At 58.5% G+C, this 25,182-nt stretch carries 24 protein-coding genes and 1 pseudogene; 4 read left to right on the forward strand and 21 right to left on the reverse strand.

What is annotated here, in order from left to right; all coding sequences use genetic code 11:
• Both Q8N40_RS06945 and Q8N40_RS06950 read right to left on the reverse strand, forming a co-directional pair.
• Positions 1–210: pseudogene (locus Q8N40_RS06945) on the reverse strand (branched-chain amino acid ABC transporter permease); the annotation flags it as partial.
• A gap of 152 nt (positions 211–362) precedes the next feature.
• Positions 363–1,544 (reverse strand): ABC transporter substrate-binding protein, encoded by a 1,182-nt coding sequence (locus Q8N40_RS06950; RefSeq protein ID WP_305711281.1) that lies wholly within the window; start codon positions 1,542–1,544, stop codon positions 363–365.
• A gap of 401 nt (positions 1,545–1,945) precedes the next feature.
• On the opposite strand from Q8N40_RS06950, the gene Q8N40_RS06955 reads away from it, so the two are divergent.
• Both Q8N40_RS06955 and Q8N40_RS06960 read left to right on the forward strand, forming a co-directional pair.
• The gene (locus Q8N40_RS06955) at positions 1,946–2,221 is read left to right on the forward strand and encodes a hypothetical protein (RefSeq protein ID WP_305711282.1); all 276 of its coding nucleotides are present in this window, start codon (positions 1,946–1,948) and stop codon (positions 2,219–2,221) included.
• 114 nt (positions 2,222–2,335) lie between these two features.
• Entirely contained in the window at positions 2,336–3,226 is an 891-nt protein-coding gene (locus tag Q8N40_RS06960) for an NAD(P)-dependent oxidoreductase (RefSeq protein WP_305711283.1), read from the forward strand.
• Here the strand turns inward: Q8N40_RS06960 and Q8N40_RS06965 are convergent.
• The 13 genes from Q8N40_RS06965 to Q8N40_RS07025 form a co-directional block, all read right to left on the reverse strand.
• A complete protein-coding gene (locus Q8N40_RS06965; RefSeq protein ID WP_305711284.1) occupies positions 3,205–3,768 on the reverse strand; it encodes a sugar transferase in 564 nt (187 codons plus the stop codon). The two genes, Q8N40_RS06960 and Q8N40_RS06965, sit on opposite strands and share 22 nt — an antisense overlap.
• A 13-nt stretch (positions 3,769–3,781) precedes the next feature.
• A complete protein-coding gene (locus tag Q8N40_RS06970; protein WP_305320499.1) occupies positions 3,782–4,720 on the reverse strand; it encodes an NAD-dependent epimerase/dehydratase family protein in 939 nt (312 codons plus the stop codon).
• Between the two features lie 152 nt (positions 4,721–4,872).
• A complete protein-coding gene (locus tag Q8N40_RS06975) occupies positions 4,873–6,183 on the reverse strand; it encodes a glycosyltransferase family 4 protein (RefSeq protein ID WP_305711285.1) in 1,311 nt (436 codons plus the stop codon).
• Positions 6,093–7,175 carry a non-hydrolyzing UDP-N-acetylglucosamine 2-epimerase gene (wecB, locus tag Q8N40_RS06980; protein WP_305320830.1) on the reverse strand — a complete coding sequence of 361 codons (1,083 nt, stop codon included), beginning with the start codon at positions 7,173–7,175 and terminating at the stop codon, positions 6,093–6,095. Before wecB ends, Q8N40_RS06975 begins: the two co-directional genes overlap by 91 nt.
• Before the next feature lie 34 nt (positions 7,176–7,209).
• Positions 7,210–8,496, reverse strand: a complete 1,287-nt coding sequence (locus tag Q8N40_RS06985; protein ID WP_305711286.1) for a class I SAM-dependent methyltransferase — start codon at positions 8,494–8,496, stop codon at positions 7,210–7,212.
• Between the two features lie 127 nt (positions 8,497–8,623).
• Entirely contained in the window at positions 8,624–9,655 is a 1,032-nt protein-coding gene (locus Q8N40_RS06990; RefSeq protein WP_305711299.1) for a polysaccharide biosynthesis protein, read from the reverse strand.
• Entirely contained in the window at positions 9,655–10,521 is an 867-nt protein-coding gene (locus Q8N40_RS06995; protein WP_305711287.1) for an SDR family oxidoreductase, read from the reverse strand. Before Q8N40_RS06995 ends, Q8N40_RS06990 begins: the two co-directional genes overlap by 1 nt.
• Before the next feature lie 39 nt (positions 10,522–10,560).
• Positions 10,561–11,343 (reverse strand): AglZ/HisF2 family acetamidino modification protein, encoded by a 783-nt coding sequence (locus Q8N40_RS07000; RefSeq protein WP_305320827.1) that lies wholly within the window; start codon positions 11,341–11,343, stop codon positions 10,561–10,563.
• A 2-nt stretch (positions 11,344–11,345) separates the two neighbouring features.
• Positions 11,346–11,960, reverse strand: a complete 615-nt coding sequence (hisH, locus tag Q8N40_RS07005) for an imidazole glycerol phosphate synthase subunit HisH (RefSeq protein ID WP_305320826.1) — start codon at positions 11,958–11,960, stop codon at positions 11,346–11,348.
• Positions 11,957–13,096: an N-acetyl sugar amidotransferase gene (locus Q8N40_RS07010; protein WP_305320825.1), complete on the reverse strand. Its 1,140-nt coding sequence runs from the start codon at positions 13,094–13,096 to the stop codon at positions 11,957–11,959. The genes hisH and Q8N40_RS07010 overlap by 4 nt, the downstream gene beginning before the upstream one ends.
• A gap of 65 nt (positions 13,097–13,161) precedes the next feature.
• Positions 13,162–14,037: a glycosyltransferase family 2 protein gene (locus Q8N40_RS07015; protein ID WP_305711288.1), complete on the reverse strand. Its 876-nt coding sequence runs from the start codon at positions 14,035–14,037 to the stop codon at positions 13,162–13,164.
• A 202-nt stretch (positions 14,038–14,239) separates the two neighbouring features.
• Positions 14,240–14,977: a glycosyltransferase gene (locus Q8N40_RS07020; protein ID WP_305711289.1), complete on the reverse strand. Its 738-nt coding sequence runs from the start codon at positions 14,975–14,977 to the stop codon at positions 14,240–14,242.
• 173 nt (positions 14,978–15,150) lie between these two features.
• A complete protein-coding gene (locus Q8N40_RS07025) occupies positions 15,151–16,425 on the reverse strand; it encodes a hypothetical protein (RefSeq protein ID WP_305711290.1) in 1,275 nt (424 codons plus the stop codon).
• A 429-nt stretch (positions 16,426–16,854) separates the two neighbouring features.
• On the opposite strand from Q8N40_RS07025, the gene Q8N40_RS07030 reads away from it, so the two are divergent.
• A complete protein-coding gene (locus Q8N40_RS07030) occupies positions 16,855–18,198 on the forward strand; it encodes a hypothetical protein (RefSeq protein WP_305711291.1) in 1,344 nt (447 codons plus the stop codon).
• 149 nt (positions 18,199–18,347) lie between these two features.
• On the opposite strand, the gene Q8N40_RS07035 is transcribed toward Q8N40_RS07030, so the two are convergent.
• The 5 genes from Q8N40_RS07035 to rfbC all read right to left on the reverse strand — a co-directional run bounded on the left by Q8N40_RS07035 (position 18,348) and on the right by rfbC (position 24,331).
• Complete coding sequence (locus Q8N40_RS07035; protein WP_305711292.1) at positions 18,348–20,096, reverse strand: bifunctional 2-polyprenyl-6-hydroxyphenol methylase/3-demethylubiquinol 3-O-methyltransferase UbiG; 1,749 nt, start codon at positions 20,094–20,096, stop codon at positions 18,348–18,350.
• Positions 20,093–21,445: a flippase gene (locus Q8N40_RS07040; RefSeq protein ID WP_305711293.1), complete on the reverse strand. Its 1,353-nt coding sequence runs from the start codon at positions 21,443–21,445 to the stop codon at positions 20,093–20,095. Before Q8N40_RS07040 ends, Q8N40_RS07035 begins: the two co-directional genes overlap by 4 nt.
• A 351-nt stretch (positions 21,446–21,796) precedes the next feature.
• Positions 21,797–22,675 (reverse strand): glucose-1-phosphate thymidylyltransferase RfbA, encoded by an 879-nt coding sequence (rfbA, locus tag Q8N40_RS07045; protein ID WP_305711294.1) that lies wholly within the window; start codon positions 22,673–22,675, stop codon positions 21,797–21,799.
• A 93-nt stretch (positions 22,676–22,768) separates the two neighbouring features.
• Positions 22,769–23,668 carry a dTDP-4-dehydrorhamnose reductase gene (gene rfbD / locus Q8N40_RS07050; RefSeq protein WP_305711295.1) on the reverse strand — a complete coding sequence of 300 codons (900 nt, stop codon included), beginning with the start codon at positions 23,666–23,668 and terminating at the stop codon, positions 22,769–22,771.
• Between the two features lie 81 nt (positions 23,669–23,749).
• Positions 23,750–24,331: a dTDP-4-dehydrorhamnose 3,5-epimerase gene (gene rfbC / locus Q8N40_RS07055; RefSeq protein ID WP_305711296.1), complete on the reverse strand. Its 582-nt coding sequence runs from the start codon at positions 24,329–24,331 to the stop codon at positions 23,750–23,752.
• Positions 24,332–24,575: 244 nt separating this feature from the next.
• On the opposite strand from rfbC, the gene Q8N40_RS07060 reads away from it, so the two are divergent.
• Complete coding sequence (locus tag Q8N40_RS07060) at positions 24,576–24,710, forward strand: hypothetical protein (protein WP_305711297.1); 135 nt, start codon at positions 24,576–24,578, stop codon at positions 24,708–24,710.
• Between the two features lie 74 nt (positions 24,711–24,784).
• Here the strand turns inward: Q8N40_RS07060 and Q8N40_RS07065 are convergent.
• Positions 24,785–25,182: formyltetrahydrofolate deformylase (locus Q8N40_RS07065; RefSeq protein WP_305711298.1), on the reverse strand; the 398-nt coding region annotated here is incomplete at its 5' end.

Raw genomic sequence — 25,182 nt, forward strand, 5'->3', positions numbered from 1 at the left:
GACGAACGCCAGCGGCAATGCGGCGAAGAACGGCCAGCCGGACTGGTTGACCAGCACCGCGCAGACATAGCCGCCGGTCATGGCGAACGCGCCATGCGCAAGGTTGACGAAGTTCATCAGCCCGAGCGTGACGGCGAGACCACAGGCCAGCACGAACAGCAACATGCCGTAGGCGACGCCGTCGAACAGGATGGTGAACAGCGTTGTCATCCGGGGAAAGCCCTCATGCTGAGGAGGCCCCAACGGGTCCGAACCCGTTGGGGTCGTCTCGAAGCACGAGGGCTTCGCTCCGCTGCCCATCCTTCGAGACGCCCGCCTTGAGGCGGGCTCCTCAGGATGAGGCTACCTCTCAGCCGCACCGATTATTTCTTGGTCTTGCCGGAATCCTTGACGGCCTCGAACGTCGCGAATTCGACGTTGAAGAGTTCGCCGTCGACCTTCTCGACCTTGCGGATGTAGATGTTCTGGATGATGTCGCGGGTTTCCGGGTCGATCGAGATCGGACCGCGCGGGCTTTCCCACTTCATCCCCTTCATCGCTGCGATCAGCGCATCGCCGTCGGTCTTGCCGCCGGTCTTCTTCAGCGCCTCATAGATCAGATGGATGCCGTCATAGCCGCCGACCGCCATGAAGCCCGGACGGTTGTTGAAGGCCTTCTTGTAGGCGGCGACGAATGCCTTGTTCATCGCGGAGGGGTGGGCTGCGGAATACAGATGCGCGGTGACGGCACCGAGCGCAGCATCGCCCATGTTGTTCAGGAGATCGTCGTCCATCACGTCGCCGGGACCGATCACCTTGATGCCGGTCTTGTCGAGCCCGCGTTCGGCAAACTGCTTCATGAAGGTGCCGCCCTGGCCCGCCGGCACGAACACGAACATGGCGTCCGGCTTGGAATCCTTCATCCGCTGCAGGAACGGCGCGAAGTCGGGATTGGCCAGGGGCACCTTGACCTCCTCGACGATCTCGCCGCCGCCGGCGGTGAAGTTCTGCTTGAAGAAGTTCAGCGCGTCGTTACCGGGAGCGAAGTCCGAGGTCAGCGTCGCGACCTTCTTGATGCCGTTCTTGGCGGCCCAGTCGCCGATGATGGTGGAGGATTGCGCGAGGGTAAAACTGGTGCGCACGATATAGGGCGAGCGCTCGGTGATGATCGAGGTGCCGGCCGCCATCACGATTTGCGGGATCTTGCCCTGGGTCGCCAGCGGTGCCGCGGCAAGGGCCGCCGGGGTAACGCCGAAGCCGGCGATGAAATTGACCTTGTCGTTGACGATCAGTTCCTGCGCGATGCGCTTGGTGTTGTCGGGGACCGCGCCGTCGTCCTTCAGGATGATCTCGATCTTCCTGCCGGCGACGGTGTCGCCCTTCTGCTGCATGTAGAGCTTGACCGCATTGTCGATCTGCTTGCCGGTCGACGCCTGGCCGCCGGTCATCGGCAGGATCAGGCCGATCTTCACGCTCTCCTGAGCGCTGGCCGGAGCCGCTCCAGCCGCGACGGCGAGTGCAATGCCGGTGGCAGCCAACGACAATAATTCCGGGCGAATTGACATGAACGCTCTCCCCTGGTCGGTTTCGTGCTTCGAACCGAGTATCCCGGCTTTGGCCGTACCATAACCCCGATCCTTCAGCCATGCACCGCCGCGGCATGACGTCCTATAGCGGCGCGGCATGGCGGCCCGGCCGCTCGAACTGCTCAGTGCGGCAGGTGGTCCGATTGCTCCCGACCGGTCGGGCGCAATGGCCTGCCGGTTCCATCGTCGGCCGTCTCAGTGGACTCATTTCGAGGTATTAAAATACCAATTGTTTGCATTGCATGGGGTTGATTTCAACAATTCGATGGATGCGTTAGGCTGGCGCACTCCGGGTGCCTCGCTGTGGACCCGCCCGAGCCATCGCGAGCCCCCATGGGAAGCGCTCCGCACTTCAGCAGACACGGTTGCGGCCTCAAGCAATGTCCTTCGGCACCCGCCATCTCGCCATCGCCCTTGCGGTCACGATTGCGTCGTGCGGCCTGGGCGGATGCGGATCCATCAACGAAAAAATCGCGGCCGGAATGAGCGATGCCATCCCGCAATGGGCCGGCGGGCTGCCCGCCGATGTCCCCCCGAGGCCCGGCACCGCCAAATACGACGAGTTCATGCAGGAACGGGAAAGGAAACGACTGCAGCCCGCTGCGGAAAGAGATGATGCCAAACCCGACACGTCATCAGCCGACCGCTTGCGTTAGGCCGCGGGCAGACGGTCCGTTTATCGATTGTGCGTTCCGCCATCGATCAACTAAGAATGCACGATCGCCCGGTGCATGAGGGCGATTCGCGAATGGCCTGGGCGAGTGCGCCAAGTGGACGAAAAGAGAAGCGAAACCGACACAGCAAGGAATCTGGTCATAGGTGGCACGGGGCTGGTAGGCGGCTATATCGTCGAGCAACTCCTGCGCGTGGGCCAGCGGCCATTTGTACTGTCGAGATCGCACCGGAGCACACCGGGAGTCGATTGGTTCCGTGGCGATCTGGAGAAACCGGAATCGCTGAAGTTTCCGGCATTCACAACGCTGTTTTGCACCGCCGACGCCATCCTCCTGGCCAACGCCCTTCCCCGGCTCTTCAACCTGTCCTTGAAGCGAATTGTCGTATTCAGTTCGACCAGCGTGCTCACGAAGCAGGACACGGAAGTCGAAGCCGAGCGCGAGATGATAGGAAAGCTTGCCGATGCCGAGCGAGCAATCGCGGCGGCGTGTGAGCAGCACAATGTGGGCTGGACGATATTGCGCCCCACGCTGATCTACGCTGAGGGGCGCGATACCAATATCACGCCGCTATCGCGGCTCATTCGCAGGTTCAAATTCATGCCGCTGGTCGGCGGCGCGCCGGGTTTACGCCAGCCGGTGCATGCGGAGGACCTGGCGATCGGAGCGCTTGCCGCGGCCTCCAGCCGCGCCGCGATCAACAAGTTCTATTCGCTGCCCGGGGCCGAGACGCTCTCCTACCGGGAGATGATCGGCCGGATCTTCGACGGGTTGGGGATGCCGCGGCGTACCATCCCGGTGCCTCCATTGCTGTGGCGCGCCGGCTTTTTTCTGGCGAAGCCGCTGTATCCCGACGCCAATGTCGCGATGGGCATCCGCATGATGAAGGACATGACCTTCGATTCCACGCCGGCAATGCGCGACTTCGGCTGGAATCCGAGAGCCTTCAATCTCGCGTTTGACCGTCATGATGATCCGACCACCTGATCTACACCGATGCCCTGCCCGCGCAGGGTGGCCCAGATCAGCTTCAGATCATTCGAAAGACTTTGAGATCGGACATAGCGTGCATCGAGTTCAGCGAGACGATTTGCATCCGACATATCGACCCCATTGACCTGAGCCAACCCGGTGATGCCGGGGCGCACCTCAAGAACCCCGAGCTCGCGCCGCGCCTCGACCAGTTCGGTTTGCGACGGCAGGCAGGGTCTTGGACCGACCAGACTCATGTCGCCGAGCAGAACGTTCCACAATTGCGGCAGTTCATCGATCTTGAAACGGCGGAGGTGGTCGCCGAGCGCGGTGACAGCAGACGCTGCCACCAGATGTGTCGGGACATTCGAGGTACCCGAATACATCGTTCGCAGCTTGTAGCAGGTGAAAGGACGTCCGTTTCTCCCGACGCGGATTTGCCTGAAGATGGCGTCGCCGGGACTCTGGAGCCGGATGGCAATGACGACAAGGAGAAGGAGCGGCCAGAAAAACAGCAGGAAGGCGGCGCAGGCCGTCACGTCGAACACACGCTTCATCTTGATCTTTCAATCACTCCGATGGAGCGTCAAGAGCCGCCCTCACCATGGCCGTCAGACCGGCTTTCGTCTCGACTCGCGGCGACCAACCGGCTTTCTGAAGGCTAGCCGAGCTTGCCACCAGTTCCCGGCCGATCCGATCCCAAAGCGCCTGCCGTCCCGCCGCGATCACCATCGCCCTGACCGCCAGCGGCGGGACCGAAATCAGCCTCGCCGGACGCCCCGCCGCTTCGCGCAACGTCTTAAGCATCTCCGCTAGCGTAATCGGCGCTTCATCACAAACGATAAAAGTCCGATTCAGCGTCTCCGCGCCGTCGAGGCACACGATAACCGCCTGCACCAGATTATCGATCGAAAGCAGCGAGCGCTGATTTCTGAAGGCGCCAAAGGGAAGCGGCAGCGGCAAAGCAGCAATACGCAGAATCAAGGCCATGTTGGCCTTGGCGCCCGGACCGTAAACGATGACCGGTCGCAATATCGAAAAGGGCGCGCCCGAGCGCCTGACTTCCTCTTCCGCCGCGAGCTTTGCCCGGTCATAGGCGGTGATGGGCCATGGTTCGTCCTGCTCCGTGACAACGTGATCGGCTGCCGAGCCCGCCTGCGCGCCGATCGACGACATGAAGATCAGGCGCTTGATTTGTTGCCGGCGGCAGGCCAGCGCGAGGTTTGCGGTAGCGATACGGATCGCTTTCGTATAGTCGCCGCTATTGGCCTGGGTACGATGCGCGATGGCGGCGAGATGCACGACGATGTCGATGCCTTCGAGCAGCGGCGCCCAGTCGAATTCGGTCTCGAGATCGGGCAATCGCATCCATTCAATTCGGTCAGGATCCGCGATCCTGATCGGTTTGCGCGACGCCGCCCTGACGCTATGGCCCGCGTTTGCCAGGGCAGTAATGACGGCCGAGCCAATGAAGCCCGATGAGCCGGTGACCAATATTCGAAACGCCATCCGCCGACCTGACCTCGGGTTCCCGTTAAAGTCGCCCCTTGAAAAGATTCGTCTGATGATAAGGTTCCTTGGCCGGGTCGACAACAGTCGATGCCGGCAAGGAACCGCGGGGAAAGCGTCCGTCGATACAAAGCGTCCTCAGAATGGTTTTGCTAGAGCGAGGTCGCGGGCCCGGAGAGGGACGAGACAATCTGTTTTGCTGCGACCGCCGGTGAAAACATCCGGCGCCCCAGTTGCCTGCCCCGCTCCGACATCGAATGACGCAATGCGTCATTATCAGCCAGTTCTTCCGCCAAACGCCCGAGTTCGCCTACCGAATTACCGGCATAGACGCGTCCGACAGCCTCGTCCTCGATCAGCCGTTCGAGATCGGTTCCTCCGTTGACCCGGGCCAGGACCGGCAGCCCGTATTGGGCATACGAGACAAATTTTCCGGGAATGTTATGGGTCTTGTGATCCGGGTGAAGCGCCACCAGTCCAATCTGACATTGGGCAAGCAGGCCCGGAATTTCCGAGGAATCGATTTCACCGAAAAACAGCACGTTGTTGAGGTCGCGCGACACCTTCTCCGCCTCGAGCTTGGCGAATTCAGATCCTCGCCCCACGAACAGGAAGCCGATGTCGGCTCGATGGCGCAGGCTCTGGATCAACTCCATAAAGATGTCCATGCCCTGGGCAACGCCCATGTTGCCGATGTAGACGAAGATCTTGCGGCCGGCGAGCGACGTCCTGTCGACCGCAATGCTGCATCCGACGTCTGGCGTCGCCTCCAGCCAGTTGTGCAAGACCTCGATGCGCCGGTGCGGCGACCGCGCCCAGCGCGACAAATAAGCGAGATTGGACGGCGTCTGCACCCCGATCACGTCGGCGACGTAATATTGAAGTGCCGCGATAGCCTTGAACATGAGGTACACGGGCCCTTTGCGGACAAGACCGAGATCAACGGCCCATTCAGGAAAGATGTCGCGCAGGATCAGATAGGTCCGCGCTCCGGAGCCGCGCTGCAGCACCCAGATCAGCGGACCGAAGAAGATCGGCGGCGAATACCACACCAGCAAATCCCACTTCGCCGTGCAAAACGGACTCTTGCGGATGTTGCGCCACATCGCAAACGGCAGCCACATCTCGGCGAACGCCCGGCGCACGAACGAAGGGGAGCGGGTTTCCGGGGCCGCGACGCGCAGTACTTCGACGCCGTCGATCCGTTCGACGCCGAAAGGCTGGCCGGACATCGGCGCCGGAACGATCATGACGGGCCGGTGACCGAGCGCCGCAAGCTGCTGCGCCAGATCCCGCAACTGCACGGCCGCGGAGGTCCGCAACGGTGGGTAGTCGGTCGAGATCAGGGCTATGAGCCGGCTGCGGGACATGCTCAGAAGAAATTCGTGATCTGGGTCCGGATCGCATTCACCACGACCGCGGAAGGCGAATAGTCCTCCTCGAATTCGTAGCGCGCGGCCCATGGCAGGCTGATCGCCAGGGTCACCGCCTCTACGATGTTTTCGGTCTCCATGCCCGACACGATGGTGGCGCCGCTTTCCAGCGTCTCCATGCGCTCGGTCGCCATCCGCAGGCTGACGTTCGGCACCTTGTAGAACAGCCCCTCTTCGGCCGCCGTCCCTGAGTCGGACAGCACGCAGAACGACTGCTTGAGCAGCTGGTTGAAATCGTAGAAGCCGAGCGGCGCCATGATGCGGATGTTGGGCGGCACCGTGATGCCCTTGAGCTTGCTGGTGGTGCGCGGATGCATCGGAAAGATGATCTCGCGCTTCAGCCGCTGATTGAGGACGCCGAGCGCCTTGAAGATATTCGCCAAGTTCTCCGGATTGTCGACGTTTTCGCTGCGATGCGCCGTCACCAGGATATAATTCTTCGGCTCCAGATTGAGCCGCTTGAGGATGTCGCTGTTCTCGATCTCCGGCGCAAACGCGCGCATGGCCTCGAAGGTGGTGTTGCCGGTCACGATGATCTTCGAGGGATGGATGCCCTCGCGCAGCAGGTTTTCGCGGTGATAATGGTTGTAGGGCAGCAGGATGTTGCTGATGTGATCGATCAGGATGCGGTTGCGCTGCTCCGGCATCCGCCGGTCCCAGGCGCGAAGCCCGGCCTCCATGTGGAATATCTTGATACCGCGATTTGAAGCTGGAAGCACGCTGAGGCCGCTATAGGTATCGCCGAGGATCACCAGCGCGTCGGGTTTCTCCCTTTCCATCACCGCGTCGGACTTCTTGATGACGTCGGCCACTTCCGCCGCATAGCCCGAAGTGTCTATATCCAGCTCGTAGTCGGGCTTGCGCAGCTTCAGATCCCTGAAGAAGAACTCGCGAAGCTCCGGCGTGAAATTCTGCCCGGTATGAACCATCACGTGCTCGAAGTTCAGTTCATCGAGCTTCTTCAGCGTCGCCCACATCTTGATCATTTCGGGGCGCGTACCGAAAATCGACATCACCTTCATTTGCGTGTTCCGTGCTGGCTGTACCTGGAAACCGTCATCCTGCGACTGGATAACACGGCGCGGGAGGTGGAAAAATCGAAACCTCGGGTAACGGCAGAATCATCCTGCCGCCCTTGGCGAGATAGTCAGCGTTCCGTTTGCGGATTTCGTCGAAGAAACTCCAGGCGAAAATCAGCAGGTAATCCGGCGCATTGCCGCCCTCGAGAATCGAGCCCGGAAAGATTTCAAAGTGCGACTTGGGCGTGTAGTAGCCCGCCTTGGCCGGAGCGTCGTCGATCATGTAGTCGAGGTGATCATGATTGATGCCGCAATACTGAATGATGGTATTGGCGCGGCCCGATGCGCCGTAACCGGCAATACTGTGCCCCTGGCGGCGCAGGTCGATCAGCAGTTCGATCAGTTTGGCGCGGTGTGCGGCCACCGTATTGGAAAACTCGAGAAAGGTCTCGTAGCGGTCGAAGCCGCGCGCGCGCTCCTCGGCCTCGAGCGCCTTGACCGCCGGCGACACCGAGACGCTGTGCCTGCTGCCCTTCTTGCACGCATAGAACCGGATCGAACCTGCGTGAATCGGGATCGGCTTGATGTCGAACACCATCATGTCGTAGCGGGCGAGATGATTCATCGCCGACAGCAGCGAATAGTAATAGAGATGCTCGTGATAGATCATGTCGTACTGCATTCCGTCGATCACCTTGCCGAGATAGTGAACCTCGAATGCAAACACGCCATCCGGCTGCAACGCCGCGGCGACCGCCCGCGTCGTGCCCTGAATGTCCGGGATGTGGGCGTAAACGTTGTTGGCCATGATCAGGTCGACATGGCCGTAGTCGGCGACGATTTTGTCGGCGATCTCTTCGGTAAAGTAGCTGTTGACCACCTTGATCCTGCTATCGTCGATAGTGGCAACCACGTTCGAAGCCGGATCGACGCCTATCACGGTACGAATGCCCTGATCGACCAGCGGGCGCAGCAGCACGCCGTCGTTGCAGCCGAACTCCAGGACCGTGGCTTTCGCCGGATCCAGGAACCGCTCAGTGACCTCCGCGGCGTACTGCGCAAAGTGGTCGCGCAAGGTGCCGATCGACGAGGAGAAATAGAAATAGTTCTGGAACATGACGTCGGGCGGGATCTTGTCGGTGACCTGCACCGCATGGCAGTCCCGGCAGAAATGCAGCCGCATCGGGAAAGTGCGCTCCGCCGCGAACTGCTCGGGCTTGAGAAAGGCGCCGGCAAGTCCCACCTCGCCGAAGTCCATCACCAGTCCCAACCGTTTGCTGTCGCAAAACGAGCAGACAGGCCCATCTGAGCCGCGCGTATTCATGGAGCGAAATTCCCTGTTCCCGTATTTCCGGCATTGCTCCCATGTGCCACAGGGATGCTGGCCGGCAGTTGCGCCATAGCGGTCCGGCTACCACAATCATTCCGTCCGGTCGATGGCCGGCGAAACGCTAGATTTCGGCGACCGATGCTTTTCCCTGCAGGTGCTGCTGGATAAAATCAAGCTTGAGCAGCAGTGTCTTCAATTGGGGTACGTTCAAACGTTCGGTATTGTGCGAGGTGTAGTCGTCGAGAACGGAAATTTCCTTCTGGCCGTCGGTGAAATACATGGCGTAGTTGAGGTCCCGGTTGTCGGCGGGGATGCGGTAATACTGCTTCATGTCCTCGACCCGCGCCATTTCCTCGCGTGAAACCAGCGATTCGTAGAGTTTCTCGCCGTGGCGGGTGCCGACGATCTGAACCGGATTGCCGGCGTTGAAAATCTCCTTCAGCGCCTGCACCAGATCGCCGATCGTCGCGGCCGGCGCCTTTTGCACGAATATATCGCCCTGCTGGCCGTGGCCATAGGCATGCAGCACCAGGTCAACCGAATCGTCGAGCGACATCAGGAACCGGGTCATGTTGGGATCGGTGATGGTGAGCGGCTTGCCGGCCTTGATCTGCGAGACGAACAGCGGGATCACCGAGCCGCGCGACACCATGACGTTGCCGTAACGCGTGGCGCACAGCAGCGTCTCGGTCGAGGACAGGCTGCGCGACTTCGCCACCATCACCTTCTCCATCAATGCCTTGGTCTGGCCCATGGCATTGATCGGATAGACCGCCTTGTCGGTCGAGAGCACGACGACCTTCTCGACATGATTGGCGATCGCCGCACTCATCACGTTCTCGGTGCCGAGGATATTGGTGCGCACCGCTTCCAGCGGATAGAATTCGCAGGACGGCACCTGCTTCAGCGCGGCAGCGTGAAAAACGTGGTGCGCACCCTTCAGTGCCTGGTGGATGCTGTCATAGGCGCGCACGTCGCCGATATAGAATCTGAGCTTGGTGCTGTTGAACACCGAGCGCATCTCCTCCTGCTTTTTCTCGTCGCGGCTGAAGATACGGATTTCTGCAGCATCGGTGGCGAGAAAACCCCTCAGGATGTGCTGCCCGAACGATCCGGTTCCGCCGGTAATCGTGATCACCTTGTCCTTGAACATCATGCCCCCGTCGAACCAAACCGGTCCGAATACATCAAGTCGACAAGTTCCGGCCATTCCGGCGGCGTGTAGCCGGTCGCCTGCCTGAACCGCTCCGCGACCAGCGAACGATCAGGGCTGGCCCGGTCGTCCGGCAACAGTTCGATGGCCTTGCCGTAGCGTTTGGCCACGAGCTGCAGCAGGTCGAACTTCGAAATTGGCCGAGTTGCAATGTGATAAATGCCATGCAGATTGGACTGCGGGATCACGACATCCCTGATGAGATCGGCGAGCACAATCGTCGGAAATCCTGAGAAAATCGCCCGTGTGTAGCAGCTGCACTGGCCCTGCTGCGACAAAAACCACTCTAGCAGGCCGCCCCTGGATTGCAATTCGTGGCCGATGATCGAAGTTCGCAGGGTAAATGCGTGTGGCTCGGTGATTTCGCCGAGCAGTTTTGAAACTCCGTAGACATCGTCGGCGTCGGGCAGATCGTCTTCGGTATAGGCGCCCCTGCTCCCGGAAAAGACGCCATCCGAACTGATCTGAATGAGACGGGCGCCGGCAAGCCTGCACAGATGGGACAGCCGCCGTGGCAGCACCGAATAGACCTGGATCGACCGCAACGGATCGGCAGGCGCAGGCCGGCCGACGGCAATGCAGTTGATCACGACATCCGGGCGCACGGCGTCGAGCAGCCGCGCCAGCGCATCGGGATTCTCGATGTCGTCGACGACAGTCAGGCCAGCGACCCGCTCGGGCGCGAACAGCTGGCTGGCCGCTTCACGTCGGATGGTTCCGGTGACGCGCGCGCCCGACATCGCCGACATCGAGCGAAACATCGCGTTGCCGAGCAGCCCTGTCGCACCAAGCACCAGTATCTTCACGCCATCACTCGCTCGAAATTTCTGGCAGAATATTCCGCATCAGGCCACTTGCGACTTGATGTGCAGCAACTGGTCGCGCTCCTTGAGGCTGGGATAGTTGACCAGTACCGCGCGATAGATGCCCTTGAACACGAACAAGCTGCCGGCCGCAGCGCCGATCACGCCGAAATTACGGATCAATTCCTCGATATGCGCGAGCGATCCGGCGCCGCCCAGGATCGTCACCGGAACCCTCGACGACGAATTGATCTGCCGCGCCAGATCCAGATCGTAGCCCTTCATCTGGCCGTCCCGCTCGATCGCGTTGACCACGATCTCGCCGGCTCCGAGCTTCTCGAACTCCGCCGCCAATTCCAGCATCGGCCGGCCGGTATTGACCGTGCCGTTATGGGTCCAGACTTCGTAGGTGGTGCTGCGCGGACGGGGCTTGACGTCGAGCACGACAACCACGCTCTGGTTGCCGACCGCCTCCGCGGCCTCGGCTACCAGCCGGGGATTGGCCACCGCGGCCGAACTGATGGCCACCTTCTCGATCCCGAGGCCGATGATGGTCTTGACCTGCTCCACGGTCTTGACGCCACCGCCATAGCACAACGGCATCCGCGACTCGTAGGCGAGATTCTCGATCATCTTGAAATCGGGGCCGTGACCGCGCACCGTGGCGTCGATGTCATAGATGGCGAGTTCGTCAACCATCTTCTCGTTGAAGATCTTGACCACATTGATGGGGTCGCCGACGTATTTCGGGCTGGAGAATCCAACCGTCTTGACCAGGCCGCGGTCGTGAACGAGCAGGCTCGGGATGATTCGCGGTCGCAGCACGATCAAAGCTCGGCGAAGTTTTTGAGCAGCCGGACGCCGTAATCGTGGCTCTTCTCCGGATGGAACTGGACGCCGTAGATGTTGTTCGACCGCACCGCGCAGCCGAACGCGATTCCGTACTCGGACGTCGCCAGCACATTGTCGTTCGACGCGCAGTCGACGTAATAGGAATGCAGGAAGTAGAAGCGCGAATCCTGTTCCAGCCCGCTGAACAGCTTCGCGTCTGGCTTCGGCACCACGTCATTCCATCCCATATGAGGCAGGCGCGGCGGCTGCGGCAGCGTCTTTTCATCGAAGCGCCGCACTCGGCCGTTGATCCAGCCCAAACCGGAAAGCTTTCCCTCGTCGCTGGAGCCCGCGAGAATCTGCATGCCGACGCAGACACCGAGAACCGGCACGGCCTTTCGCAACACCATTTCCTCGATCGCGCCGCGCATGCCGGAGCCGTCGAGCAGTTCCATGGCGTGATCGAAGGCGCCGACACCGGGCAGGATCAGTTTGCTGGCGCCGACGAGGTCTTGCGCGTTCCTGGCGATGGCGGCGGGAATGTTCAGCCGCTTGTAGACGTTGGCGAACGCCTGAACGTTGCCGAGCCCGTAATTGATGATCGTGATCATCGGAATATCCGGTTATCGAGCCCCAGAAAATTGAAGATCCGCGCGCCGAGCGTGATCAGGAACAAGTTATTCCTGTAATCCCTGAATGTCTTGTTCGGTCCCCGGAAAATCTCTTCGAATTCGGCCACCGTCCAGCCGAGCTTGGTGGCCACATATTCGAATTCGTGAGCCATGGTCTCTTCGTCGAGCTCCGGCTTGGAAACGCGTTCCAACGCCTCGTCGCGCGTCATCTGACCGGTGAGGATTTCGCTCGAAAAGTAGGCGCGCCTTTTGTCGTAGCCGAATTTCTTCGGCGTCCAGTAGGATTCGTAAAAGCGCGTGAAGCGAGACTCGTAATGCTTCTGCGGATAAGGCTGCCAGCCGAACTTCTCGCTGAGTTCCGCAATCGCGTCCTTCTTAATATAGGGCACGTGATCGAGCAGCTTGATCACCTGGGTTCCCTTCACCCAGCGATAGTAAATCCGGTACTTCATGATGTCGCAGATCGGAAACGTCTTCAGCGGACGGGTGCCGAACTTGGAGTGAATGTCACGGACCTGAACCATGTCCGTCGAGAAATAGGTCCATTCCAGCGACTCGCGCACGCATTCGGTCGAATTGTTGCCGCCGGTGATAACGTATTTGAAGCCGTTGTTGGCGGCGAAATTGTACATCGCGGAGAACAGCGCGAGATCCTGCGGCGTGTCGGCGAACGAGACCTGTGACAGGAAGTAGGCCCGCTGCAAGTCTTTCATTTCTTCCCAGTTGACGACCTCGGTCACCAGATCGAGGTGGAGGCCCTCGATCATCTTCTGGATGTTGCTGACCCCGAGATCGGAATTCCAACCGGTGTCGCAATGGAACATCAGCGGCCGAAGGCCGAACTTCTCCTTGGCGACGTAGGTAACGTAGGAGCTGTCGAGTCCGCCGCTGATGCCGATGACGCAGTCGTGCTCGCGGTCTTTTCCTTCTGCCTTGATCTTTTCGATCACAGGCATGATCTCCTTCAGCCCGCGCTCGTCCGGATGCCAGTTCGGCTTGATGTTGCTGTGGTAGTTGCAACAATACTGGCACCAGCCCCGCCCGTCGAACTGGAGTGTGGTATCACTGGTATCCATGATGCAATTGGTACAAATCTGGTAGGCTCGATCGGTCATTTTGTCTCGATGGTTCGAACGGCTTATGGGCCGCGGAGGGCGGCGGCAATAGACCAATCGCTGCGTCACGCGGGTCTGGCGCCAGTGACCCCCTTTAACCCGTCTCGCACTGCAAATAAATATGATTTGAGGTAGGAAAGCCGGTCTTCGACAAAGAACAGAAGGATCATCCTGCTGAGAAGCGTTGCGACCAGCTGTTTTAGCGCAAAAATCAACGGAATATGCGGCTTGCGGAACAGCAGGAAGCCGTTCCGGATCTGGTAATAGCACCGCATCGGACTATGGACCGAGATCGTCAGGGTTCCGAACCTGAAGTGCCGAAGACCGACGCTGTGACGCATCACCAGGCTCGGCACCACATAGATCGGAATCTGTCTGGCGCGGCATCGCAGGCACCACTCGACGTCGACCAAGTCGATAAACAGGCCGTCGTCGAAGGTGCCGGCGGTCTCGAAGACCTGCCTTGTAGCCGCCGTCCCTGACGAGATTACCATATCGACCGGATAGCGGTCGGCCGAATCGGCGCTATGGACCGGTGTCGACCACCCGAAACGGCTGATCCGCAAGGAGGGCAACGGCATATTGGTCGCTTCATCGACGCTGAGCGGCGATACGATTTCCGCGCTTCCCTCGCTGACCGCGGCGATCAGCGATCTGCCAAATCCCGGGCCAATCTTCTGATCCTGATCGAAGAACACCAGAACGGTCGCGCCTGCAGTGAGCGCCGCGGCAACACCCACGTTCTGCGCATGCGCGATCCCTGAATTGTATCCGATCGTGATGAGCGTGCACCCGGCAGGCAGCGCGCCGGGATCAAGCGTCGGAGCCTCCGAATTGTCGACCACTATAACCTTGATCCCATCTTCCTCGACCCTGGCGCACAGGTCGAACAGCTGCACGACCTCAGGCCGATAGCCCACAATGATGCAATAGGCCGCCATCAATCGCCATTTCTCATCGGTTGCTGCCGCAAAGATGTCCCGGCCATCAGCCCAAGTTGCCTAATCCATCTGCCTGCGCCTGTGGACCTTTTACTCAATAAAGCCGGTTAATAAAAACCGATTATCGAAAGCTGGGGCAGCCCAGGCCTTTGCACCCTTTCGGGCTCGCCACCCCCGCGGCGCCCCATGGCGGAAATGAGCTTCAGGATCTGATCAGACGCCGAATGGACAGGTCGATCATGCTTCGAGCAAAGATCCACCGCGACCAAAGCTTACGCAAGAGGGACCGGTTGGATACCGTGCTCGTGGCGTTATTGCCATGTCGCCGCTTCCGCAAGGTCTTGTCATCGATATGCAGGTTGGACCCAAGCTGATTGGCGGCCAATGCAATCCACAGGTCGTGAGATTCGACGTATGAAGGAATCGGTACGATCGTCGGAACGAGTTCGCGGCGAAATGCCATAGCGCAACCGAAGTAATTCGTCTTTCCGACGAAGATGTCGATGATGTTCTTGATATGGCGCTTCGATGACGTTGCCGACACCCCGTCGAAGGCAACATCCAGAGGCCGCTCGGATTCGTCCATCCACTCGAAATTGCTTGTAATCAAAACGGCGTTGGAACGCCGCAGTTCGTTAACCATCAATTGAACCCGTCCCGGCAACCAGACGTCGTCCTGATCGGACAGGAATATGACGTCACCCGCGGCGAACTCGATAGCCCTGCCGAACGAGTATATCTCGCGGCGGTTACTGTTATTCTGTAACAGCTTTATCCGCGGATCCTGAAGCCTCTCGACCTGCTCGACCGTGCGATCCTGCGAACAATCATCTACAACGATGATTTCGTCGTTGGCGCCGAGCTGATCCAGAATCGAGCGGAGCTGCCTTTCGACATATCGCTCTCCCTGATAGGTCGCGATGCAAACACTGATGGTCATTCTAGGCTATCCATTGTCACTGCTGGTTCGTACCGGCTTGAGTCCAACACCAGCCACGATAAACGAACGCAGCATCGACCGGCAATGCATAATGACGACAATGCCTGAAGCGAGCAGCAATGCTCACACATGGCTACTCTAACCGTAACGGCCACATCCGGTTGCGATGGCCGTCAACGAAGGGCGCAGGTTGACGAGGCGCCCGGCTCGAACATGCTCCGCGGCGTTATGTACCAAAGAAAGAAGAGGAACCCTGCTCCATGCGAGAGCAAGGCAGTTGATAGCGGAATATTGAGCATGACTTGAACGAGGATGGCGCCTGACACAAGAACGAACCAAGGCGGCAGACAGGCTGATAAGCGGTTTGCGAGAGCAATTATCAGACCGCCCGCCAAAACGGAAATCGGCGCGAGCCATGGCCCCAGCGAAGCGATGCCTTCGGTTGCAAAGAGCGAAGCGTTGAGATTTCCTCCGAACGGATAGTTATTTGCCATCACAATCGACAACTGATCCTGATAAGGACAATCCATCGCCGACTTCAGCACCCGGATTTGACAGAAATATGTGAGCGGGTGGCTTGAGAAAAACGCATTGTAGATATCCAAAGCGATCGACGGAATGGCGACCACCCGAAGATTGACGTTGAGAAAGTAGGGCAGGACGACCTGCGACGGCAGAACGCCGTTCCTGTACAGGAAAAATAAGATCACTCCAGCGAGGGCGGGCAACAACAGCGAGAGGACAACAGCAATCCTCGCGCCAAAACTACGTGAAAACACCAGCATCAAGACAAGCCATGCAGGCGCAAAAAGCGCGACCTTGCTCGTGGAAACGGGATAATAGAGGAACAACAGGACCAGCGCTGCACCAGCTCGCCAACTATGATGACGCGCTACAAAACAGGCGAACAAGAATGGCAACAACGAACTGGTGGCAACCCCGTTGAAATAAACCAGGAGTGTTGGAAGTGAATTGCCGCGCAGATTGGACGCGTCGCCGGGACTTACGAATCTAAAATTGTAACCTGCACCGATCGCGACCATCACCAGACAGACCAGAAAGATCCCGATCAACAGGCGGTCAAACACCCGCAACGACATCGCCCGCATCTGCCGAAACGGCGCGGAGACGAACAAGGCGGGCAAAAGAAACCCTATCAACGATACCGCCGCGGAAAGCCCCGCCAACTGACGATCATACTGCAGATTCGAGAAGAAGCTCAACCAAAGGTAGCCGACGACCATTGAAGAGAAATAGAAGCCCAAAAAGTAACCGAAGCTAAATTCAGCGAATGTGAAAAGTAAGAGAACCGGGGCAACAGCGGCCATCACAACCACGGCGCTGAGTAATCGACCCGGATCATAGGCCAAGTGATGGTAGAACTGCTGCATAACGTAAAAAAGAGATAAGCAGCATACTACAATATAAAGCAAAATCAGCACCGCCAATCCAAGTCGCTCTCGAATCAGATGTCGGTTGCCAACCATGCTTGATTTGCGCTTTACTTAGAGGCTACGTTTCACCTTGAGTTACGCTATTCGCCAACAGTAGACAACCAGCGAGGGCGCAGCAGATGGGGTTGCGGCTGCCCTCCGATTAACTCTCCAGCGGACCCCGACCGGTCAGTCACAAGGCGGTCGAACGACATGACCGGAACAGTCGTTAGCCGCCCGCAAGGCGTTCATCCCATTATAGTCTTTCTTCTATGACGGCTTAGTTCAAAACTGAGAGATTGCTGCTGCTATGCGTGCTTCCGTACTTGCAGTCCAACTGACTCCAAAACCATTCGACGCCTTCAAATAGCTTTGTACGACGAACGGCGCCCTACAAGGCGCCTGGTACGCACGGAACACACTCAATCAGGAAAGACGCGTTACGTGCTTGATCTGCCAATCGCCAGGGACCTTTCGCGCTGGGAGTTTTTTGAAAAGACCCTACTCGTCGCCGTGGTGATCGATCTGGCGCTCGGCGGAAATGGCTATTTGGTCAAGATCGGGCCATTTCGTGTGCGCGAGGTCCTCTTTGTCGTCTGCATGGCGTGGGTGATCGCGCGGCTGACGAAGATCAACCCGATCCGCCTCGACAGGAACATTCTCATCATTTCCGGCGCATTTTTCGTCGTGACCGCTTTCGACGCGGCGCTCGGCTATTTCAACGGCAGCCGGTTCGGCGCCATCGTGGCGGAGCTGAAGCCACTGGGCTACTTTCCGATGCTGCTTTTCTTTCTGGTTGCCATAAGGACGCGCTATGACCTTAGGCTTGTAGCGAGCGTTCTAGTCGTCTGCGGAACGCTGGTCGCATCGCTCTATCTGCTCCTGCTGCTGAGCGCCAAGGTGGGCATCTTTTCGTATTCGGGCATTTTCGAAACGCTGCGTTTCAGCGACGAGTTTATTTTCAGGAATAATCCCTCTCAGGGGGGAGTCTTCGTCGGATTTCTTTATAAAGGCGCATTTTACATCAGCATTGCCGCGCTTTTCCTAATGTTCGATCCGTTCAGAATAACGAAGGTTCTGGCCGCCGTAACGGTCGTCGCTACCGCCATGACCGTCACGCGCGGCCTCTGCCTGGCGCTCATCGTCAGCATCGTATGCGGCGTCGTGCTGCAGCGGCGCTGGCGACGGATGCCATTGCTACTTGGACAAGCCGGACTGCTCCTGGCCGTTCTTCTTGTTGCCCAGCAAGCCGAGACGAGGCTGCTGATCAGCACGGGCGACTTTTCCCGCGAGACGCATGGTTCGCCTGACCCGATCAAAGATCCGGTTAGCCCTTCATTGCTTGAGGGCATCCAACGTCCCACCGACAGCTATCGAACAGAGGACATTAAGTTCGTTGCGAGGGAGCTTGATTTTTCGATGGCCACGATTGGACGCGGGCTCGGTTCTCCAATTCGCGGCCGTGAGCGCATTGAAATAACCTATCTGGAAATCTTCTACAAACAAGGCATCCTGGGGCTGGCGGTTTGGCTGGCTCTGTTTCTCTACATTCTCCATCTCTATCTAGCGACGCCCCGCCAGGTCAAAGATGTCGCGCTGGCATATTTTCTGGCGGCATTGTTCGTTTTCGTCGCGACCGCCAGCAACACGTTTCTCACCGGATCAATCGGGATGGGCGTGGTGTTCATATCTACCGCCAGCCTGCTCGTCCTGTCGCGCGAGGATCCTCGCGACACGTCAGGGTCGCCTTGGTACAGCCGCTACCTCAGCGGCACATTTCGGATGTGAAGAGAACAATTGGCTGCGAGTCTGCATCGATCAAATCGATATTGGGGCTGGCACCGCGGCCACTCCCGTCTCCGCCGCCCCAAGGGCGTTCGGCTTCAAGATGCCGGCACAGCGTTCGGCGACGACCGGGAAATCGAATGCTTGCTTCTTCAGCGCCGCGCCGAAAATTTCGAGAACACGCGGGACGACAATGATTCGGCCCTCTCCATGTAGCGATGAAATGACCGGAGCATCCCGACAAAGAAACGCAGTGTCGAGCGATCGATCAAGAACAGCCGCCAGTACAGCCGCTGATGCACTTTGCTGGTGCTGCCGACAATCAACTGAAACTCGGATTCCAGGGCGATGAAGTTGTCAAAATCGCTGGGGATCAGCTTAACACCGATTGCACTCGCGATACCCTGGATGAGGGCTCGCCCCCTTCTGGCTCCAAGGGCACGACTGAATCTCGGGACGCGCTCAAGTCTCATCAGAAAATCATAAATCGCCCGGACAACAACGACATTCAAGGGAATATCATCGGTCCAGATCCATTCCCGATCGACGATTCGAAGATCCTGTCCGTCCAGATAAACGTTTGACCAGATACTATCGACGTGCGAACCGCTGAGCAGAGCAACCCCACTTCTTACACTTGACTCCGCAACGAGCAGTTCAACCCATTTTCGGCAAGGCGCGAATATCTCGTCGAGCGTGGCGCTATTCGCTTTTGCCCGCAACGCAACCCGCGTGAGCAACGATTGCGCCGGTATCCAGGGTGCGTCAGTGTCAGCCATTCTGATCGTGCCGCGATCGACGACACTGGCGCCGCTGCGCGACCGCTTTGATACAATCCATTTGCCATCGGCTCCTCCTAGAATTCTCGTCTCGGTGGAAAATTCGGCCTTTCGGCCCGATGAATAAAGCAGGGCCAACTGGTCGAACGTGACCCCTCGAAGCGAAGTCCTGCCGGCAATAACAAGAAACGAATTGGCGAAGAATTCCAGCGCATGGTTACGCGATAGCTCGAGAATAGTGGCAGCCTCGTCGAACAGCGGCTGGTTCGGACCGGAATAGTCCCGCGACAGCATCTGGGAGACCACCTCGCCTCCAGAACCCGATCGAAGAAATTCAGTGGAAAGCACGCCGTCGGGGATCTTGTAATCGGGATAAGGGTAGAAGAAACGCACTTCCGGAAAATAACGCTTCACGTACAATTCGAGTTCCGCTTTCCCGAATGTGCGAACTCCCGCATTCCTGCGATGATAGCCTTCCACGCCCTCGAACTTGGAGCCTAAGTGATCCTCTCGGCATGCATTCAGGTATTTCAGACCGAACTGGTTCTCAATCGCAATAACCACCATGCCATCGGGCGTCAACATGTCGGAAAAATACTTGAGCACCGCATCGTATGGATCGTCGCCCTGCACAAAAGAGGCCGAATATTCGAACACACCGATCACGAAGATAATATCGAACTTCTGGGAAAACCGGATTTCCTGGAAGGGAGCGCACACAATCGACACCGAAGTCAGGTCGCGGGTCCTCAAACGCGCCAGCCTTGCACGCGCAATGCTCCCCTCAACCGAAACAACACTATCGAAGGTTTCTCCCAAATACCGTGTTATGGCTCCGCAGCCACATCCGACTTCAAGAACTTTCATTGTCCGATCGAATCTAAATCCTGAAAGAAGCTGCGCCCGCTTGGTGGTCAAGTGATACTCGCTCGACCAGTCCTTTATGCAGCTTTCAAGTTCGTCAGAGCGGGTACTGAGGTCGTTCGAACGCTGCAGCACCTTTTTCAGGTATTGTTCCGAGCCGACCCCGTCGGAGTAGGCGAATTTATCATGCCCTCGGAGCAGCCATACTGACGACGGGTCCTCGACTAGCTCGTTCTGGACAATCGATTTGATGTTCATGATCCAGGATCTTTTTTCGAATCGCTTTTCCGGAAGTCTGCAGACATGCACACACTCGCCATTACAAGCAGACAAGCAGTACTGATTGCAACCCGTATCACCCAGGCCATCGCGGCGCCGTTCACGCCCTGAGTTCCAATGAGCCACCACAGGTATGGAATGTAGGCGACTAGTTCCAGCACGTGCAATTTGGCCGTCAAATCAGGACGGCCAAGCGCCTGCACTAAGGACTGCGAGATCAGACCAATGCTGTTGATCAGAACGCCAATCGCCAGCAGTTGTGCCACCCAATAGCTCTTTTCCGCAAAATCCGGATCAATCCAAAGGCTCAGCGCCGGCTTGGCGAAAACAAAGGTCACAGCCGCCAGCGGCAGCATCAACACAAGATTGTAGGACAAAGCTTGACGATAGTGCCCGCGAACCGCAGCGAGGCTTGTCATTGAATCACGCGTAAAAAGCGGGAAGTAGACGCTTACAAAAGTGGCTGGAACAATCAGCAGATTGATAACAACGTCATAGGGAGCGGAGAAATAGGCGACCGCCTCGACGGAAACGTAGACAGCCAGAGCCATACGGCCCAGATACATGAGCAACGGCCCCACGATATTGCTCAACGTCATCCAACCGCCGAATGACAGCATCTGCCTGATATGATGGACGTGAAACGCCGGCGCGCGCGCCAGTTGGGGAAAAACCCTGTAGCAGACGACGAAATATACGCCGCACGCGATGAAGCGCGCTACGACCAGTGCCGCGACAATCATCGGAAGTTGGGCAGAGTACGGCAACACCGCGAGCGGCGCGAGATAGGTAATTATCCCCATGGGTATTTTCACGAGGTTGACCAGATCGAAGCGCTGAAATGCCTCCAGGATACCGCGCAATCCGGTCGACACGATCACGATAGGAATCGATGATGCCAGCAAGTAGAAGGCTGAAAGCGTCTCTTCGCGCAGATCGGGGGGCAACTGCAGCTTCGTCCCCACAAGCCATGGCGAAATGCTGGCCAGCACGATCGCACCGACCACCCCAAGGCAGATCATCAGCGCGGTGCCTATCCATACGATCGATGGAATTTCGGACTCATCGCCCATTCCGATCTTTTGAGCGACGAGTTGTGTCATCGCCCGGCCGAGGCCGAGATCGAAAAAGCTGAAATAGCCAACGACGATCCATGCCAGCGACAAGACCCCGAAGCGGGGCAAGCCCATCTGATGAATCAGCGGAGGAATCGTGACGATAGCGACCAGCGCCGGGAGGCCCGTGCCCAGAAAACTCCAAAACAGATTGAAGAACAAACGCGAATTGCGCCGACGAAATCCAAAATTCTGACGAACCCGCTGGAACAACGCTGAAATTCCCCTTCGAGATGCCGGCCTCCGATTGGATAACGCAACGGGTTGGCGATCCAACTCAATCTCATGCAAAGCACGGAACAAATCGGTTGCGAAGACAGAGGCAGTCCCAAGGATGCGTTCCGATTACTATGCAATCCAACCAATGTAAACCTTCGAAGCCCTTGTCACCATCCCGAGCCAGACTTCGGGTCGTCGATGCCGGATCTCGATTTCGGAGAGGTCAGATCACGACAAGCGGGCCTGGAACCGTGGCCGGATGCAGCGCTTCTCGGTCGCTTCGATCATTGGCGACAGAGGCAGCATCGACGCACGAATCAGCGCCCCGATGGCGAGAACGCATTATTAGGGATTGGTGGTTTCCTCCGCAATGGCGCATAGGTACCGGCCGTAATCCGACTTTCCAAGTTCACGACCGAGTCGCGCCAGATCATTGCGGTTGATATATCCCATCCGGAAGGCTATTTCTTCCGGACAACTTACCCTGAAGCCCTGCCGCTTCTCCAGCGTCCGCATGAACTCCGAGGCGTCAAGCATCGAATCCGGAGTGCCGGTATCGAGCCAGGCGAATCCACGCCCCAGCCGTTCGACATGTAGGTCACCGGCTTTCAGGTAGGCGTCGATCGCATCGGTGATCTCCAGTTCGCCACGCGCCGAAGGTTTTAATACCGCCGCGATATCGACAATGCGCTGATCGAAGAAGTAAAGTCCCGTCACTGCCCATTTGGATTTCGGCGACGTGGGCTTTTCCACAATGGAAAGCGGGCGGGCTTCCGCATCCAATTCAACCACGCCATAGCGTTCGGGATCCGAAACCTGATAGGCGAATACGGAAGCGCCCGATGGCCTGGCGCGCGCCGCCGCCAATGCTTCCGGCAAGCCATGGCCGTAGAAGATGTTGTCGCCGAGGATCAGCGCCGAATTGCCGCCGCGCACGAAATCGGCGCCGATAATATAGGCCTGGGCCAGCCCTTCTGGACGCGGCTGTTCGCGATAGCTGATCTTGATGCCGAGCCGATCGCCGTCGCCGAGCAGATGTCTGAAACTCGGCAAATCCTCCGGCGTGGAAATCAGGAGAATGTCCCTGATGCCGGCGAGCATCAGCGTACTTAGCGGATAGTAGACCATCGGCTTGTCATAAACCGGCAGCAACTGCTTCGATACCGCCCGCGTCATCGGATAAAGCCTCGTGCCGCTGCCACCGGCGAGAATAATACCCCTCATACGACAACTCCGGTCGAAACGTGTCTGGTTCTGCGCTTTCGCATCGCATACGCTGCCAATGTTGGCAATTGCCGCATCCAGCCAGCTACGGCATCAGGACCGGGGATTCCCGGCGGATTCGGACAGGCGGGCGATGCAACGCTCCACCCCCACACGCCAGTCCGGCAGTTCAACACCGAACGCCTGGCGCAATCTGTCGCAATTCAGGCGCGAATTGGCGGGCCGGCGCGCCGATGTCGGAAATCCTGCCGTCGTGATGGCTGCGACCTGCGCTGTCGGCAGGCCATGCTCCGCCGCGGAGCTGAATATCTCGCGGGCGAAGCCGCACCAGGTGGTCTCGCCTGCCCCAACCGCGTGATAGATGCCCCAGGGCGTTCCGTGGGGATCCGCCACGGCGCGGCTGGCGATGGCCAGCACGGCTTCCGCCAGATGAGGCGCGTAGGTCGGCGAGCCCTTCTGATCGTCGACCACGCTGATCGCCGGCCGCTCGGCCGCCAGCCGCAGCATGGTTTTCACGAAATTGCCGCCCCAGGGGCTGTGCACCCACGCCGTGCGCAGGATCAGATGCCGCTTATAGGCTCTAGCGACCCGCGCCTCGCCCTCGAGCTTGCTGCGTCCGTAGGCATTGATTGGGCCGGTCGGATCGTCTTCCCGATAGTAACCGTCCCTGGTTCCGTCGAACACGAAATCGGTCGAAATATGGATGATCGGGATTGAATTCGCGGCGCACGCCTTGGCGACGTATTCAGCGCCGAGCGCGTTGATCTCGCTGGCGAGATGCGGTTCGCTCTCCGCCCTGTCAACGGCGGTATAGGCGGCGGCATTAACCACCACATCGGGGCGTTCGCGCGAAATCAGGGCGCTTACGGATTTTTCGTCGGCAAGATCAAGAACCGGGCGGCCGACCGACACGAGTTCAACGCCACGGGTTTCGGAAGCCTCGACGAGGCCACGCGCAAGCTGGCCCTCACGGCCGGTGACCAGGATCTTCACTTGGTGTCTCGCATCACAAATATTGGCGACCGCCTCAGTAGCACGACCGTGCCGATTCCTCCGGCCGGACTCGCTGCCGCGTCACGTTTCGAAAAAGAACGCCGCAACCATTTCGTTCAGCGCCGGTTGCCGCCGGTCCTTGTCTGACAGAATGGCGCGATCGTGATCGACTGGCCATTTGATGCCAAGCGCGACGTCGTTCCATTTAAGGCCGCGATCACAGTCAGGGGCGTAATAAGCGGTCACCTTGTAGATCACCTCGGTATCCGGCTCAAGCGTGCAAAAACCATGCGCGAATCCGGCCGGGATCCACATTTGCGTCCAGTTCTCGGCGCTCAGGACAGCACCGACATGCTGCCCGAAGGTTGGCGAGCCGACACGGATATCGACAGCCACATCGTAGACCGAGCCTCGCGTCACGCGCACCAGCTTCCCCTGGGCATGCGGAGGAACCTGGAAATGCAATCCACGCAACGTACCCGCATCCGCCGAGAGCGAATGATTTTCCTGAACGAAGTCCGCTGTGATCCCCGCCGATTCGAGAATCCGGCGGTTATAGCTCTCGGACAGGAATCCGCGGGCGTCGCGATGGATTGTTGGAACGATACGCTTGACCTCGGCAATATTCAGGGGACGTATCTCCACAACGGAGTCCTCGCGCATCGCTCGTGCAAGCTGGGTTGATATTTTCAAAGTTCAGTTTGGCATTGGCCATATTTGTAAGCAAGCTGGTCAAGGCTGAAGATCGTCACTATTTTAGGTTGGCTGCGATAGTCTTGATCGGGACCGGTCCGCAACCTGGCTCCATCAGCTGATTGTTGGAAGAATGCAGGGAAGATTTCCGGTATCCCTGCATGCAAGAGATCGCGAGGGAAAGGAATTACATCACCTACCCACGGAACCCGCCATGCCACGGGACTGCGGACACGAAGAGCAGCACAGGCTGGATGATATTGCGGCCAACCCTGATCAACGTTTCGGGCCGCGATATTCCGGCGCCTATCTCGCGATCGGCATCAGCTTGATGATGGACATGACTTGAAATTCGACGCTGGCAACCTGCGACCTGGGCGAAATCCGAGAGCCTTCGATCAGGTATTCGAATAGCGCGGCCAGTCAGTCCATGAACACCACGGTCTTGCGGCCGTTGAGGATCACACGATCCTCCAGATGATGACGCATGGCGCGCGCCAGCACGCGGCGTTCGATGTCGCGACCCTTGCGGACCAGGTCATCGGGCGTATCTCGATGGCTGATGCGCTCAACATCCTGGTCGATGATCGGACCCTCATCGAGTGCGCTGGTGACATAGTGCGCGGTAGCGCCGATCAGCTTGACGCCGCGTTCATGCGCCTGATGGTACGGGCGAGGATCCTTGAACCCCGGCAGAAACGAATGATGGATGTTGATGCAGCGCCCCGACAGCTTCGCCGACATCTCGTCCGACAGTATCTGCATGTAGCGCGCCAGCACCACGAGATCGGTTCTGGTTTCGCCGACCAGATTCCAGACCG

The organism is Bradyrhizobium sp. (assembly GCF_030693485.1).
Classification (GTDB): domain Bacteria; phylum Pseudomonadota; class Alphaproteobacteria; order Rhizobiales; family Xanthobacteraceae; genus Bradyrhizobium.

Coding starts and splice junctions, on each gene's coding strand:
- Q8N40_RS07060 (WP_305711297.1), top strand. CDS start 24,576: ATGCCACGGGACTGCGGACACGAAGAGCAGCACAGGCTGGATGATATT.
- Q8N40_RS06970 (WP_305320499.1), bottom strand. CDS start 4,720: ATGGCGTTTCGAATATTGGTCACCGGCTCATCGGGCTTCATTGGCTCG.
- Q8N40_RS07015 (WP_305711288.1), bottom strand. CDS start 14,037: ATGGCGGCCTATTGCATCATTGTGGGCTATCGGCCTGAGGTCGTGCAG.
- Q8N40_RS06950 (WP_305711281.1), bottom strand. CDS start 1,544: ATGTCAATTCGCCCGGAATTATTGTCGTTGGCTGCCACCGGCATTGCA.
- Q8N40_RS07020 (WP_305711289.1), bottom strand. CDS start 14,977: ATGACCATCAGTGTTTGCATCGCGACCTATCAGGGAGAGCGATATGTC.
- rfbC (WP_305711296.1), bottom strand. CDS start 24,331: ATGCGCGAGGACTCCGTTGTGGAGATACGTCCCCTGAATATTGCCGAG.
- wecB (WP_305320830.1), bottom strand. CDS start 7,175: ATGAAGGTGATGTCGATTTTCGGTACGCGCCCCGAAATGATCAAGATG.
- Q8N40_RS07010 (WP_305320825.1), bottom strand. CDS start 13,096: ATGACCGATCGAGCCTACCAGATTTGTACCAATTGCATCATGGATACC.
- hisH (WP_305320826.1), bottom strand. CDS start 11,960: ATGATCACGATCATCAATTACGGGCTCGGCAACGTTCAGGCGTTCGCC.
- Q8N40_RS06990 (WP_305711299.1), bottom strand. CDS start 9,655: ATGTTCAAGGACAAGGTGATCACGATTACCGGCGGAACCGGATCGTTC.
- Q8N40_RS06975 (WP_305711285.1), bottom strand. CDS start 6,183: ATGGGCCGCGCGCTACGAATTCGAGGAGGACTATTCGCCTTCCGCGGT.
- Q8N40_RS06955 (WP_305711282.1), top strand. CDS start 1,946: ATGTCCTTCGGCACCCGCCATCTCGCCATCGCCCTTGCGGTCACGATT.
- Q8N40_RS07035 (WP_305711292.1), bottom strand. CDS start 20,096: ATGAACATCAAATCGATTGTCCAGAACGAGCTAGTCGAGGACCCGTCG.
- rfbA (WP_305711294.1), bottom strand. CDS start 22,675: ATGAGGGGTATTATTCTCGCCGGTGGCAGCGGCACGAGGCTTTATCCG.
- Q8N40_RS06985 (WP_305711286.1), bottom strand. CDS start 8,496: ATGAATACGCGCGGCTCAGATGGGCCTGTCTGCTCGTTTTGCGACAGC.
- Q8N40_RS06965 (WP_305711284.1), bottom strand. CDS start 3,768: ATGAAGCGTGTGTTCGACGTGACGGCCTGCGCCGCCTTCCTGCTGTTT.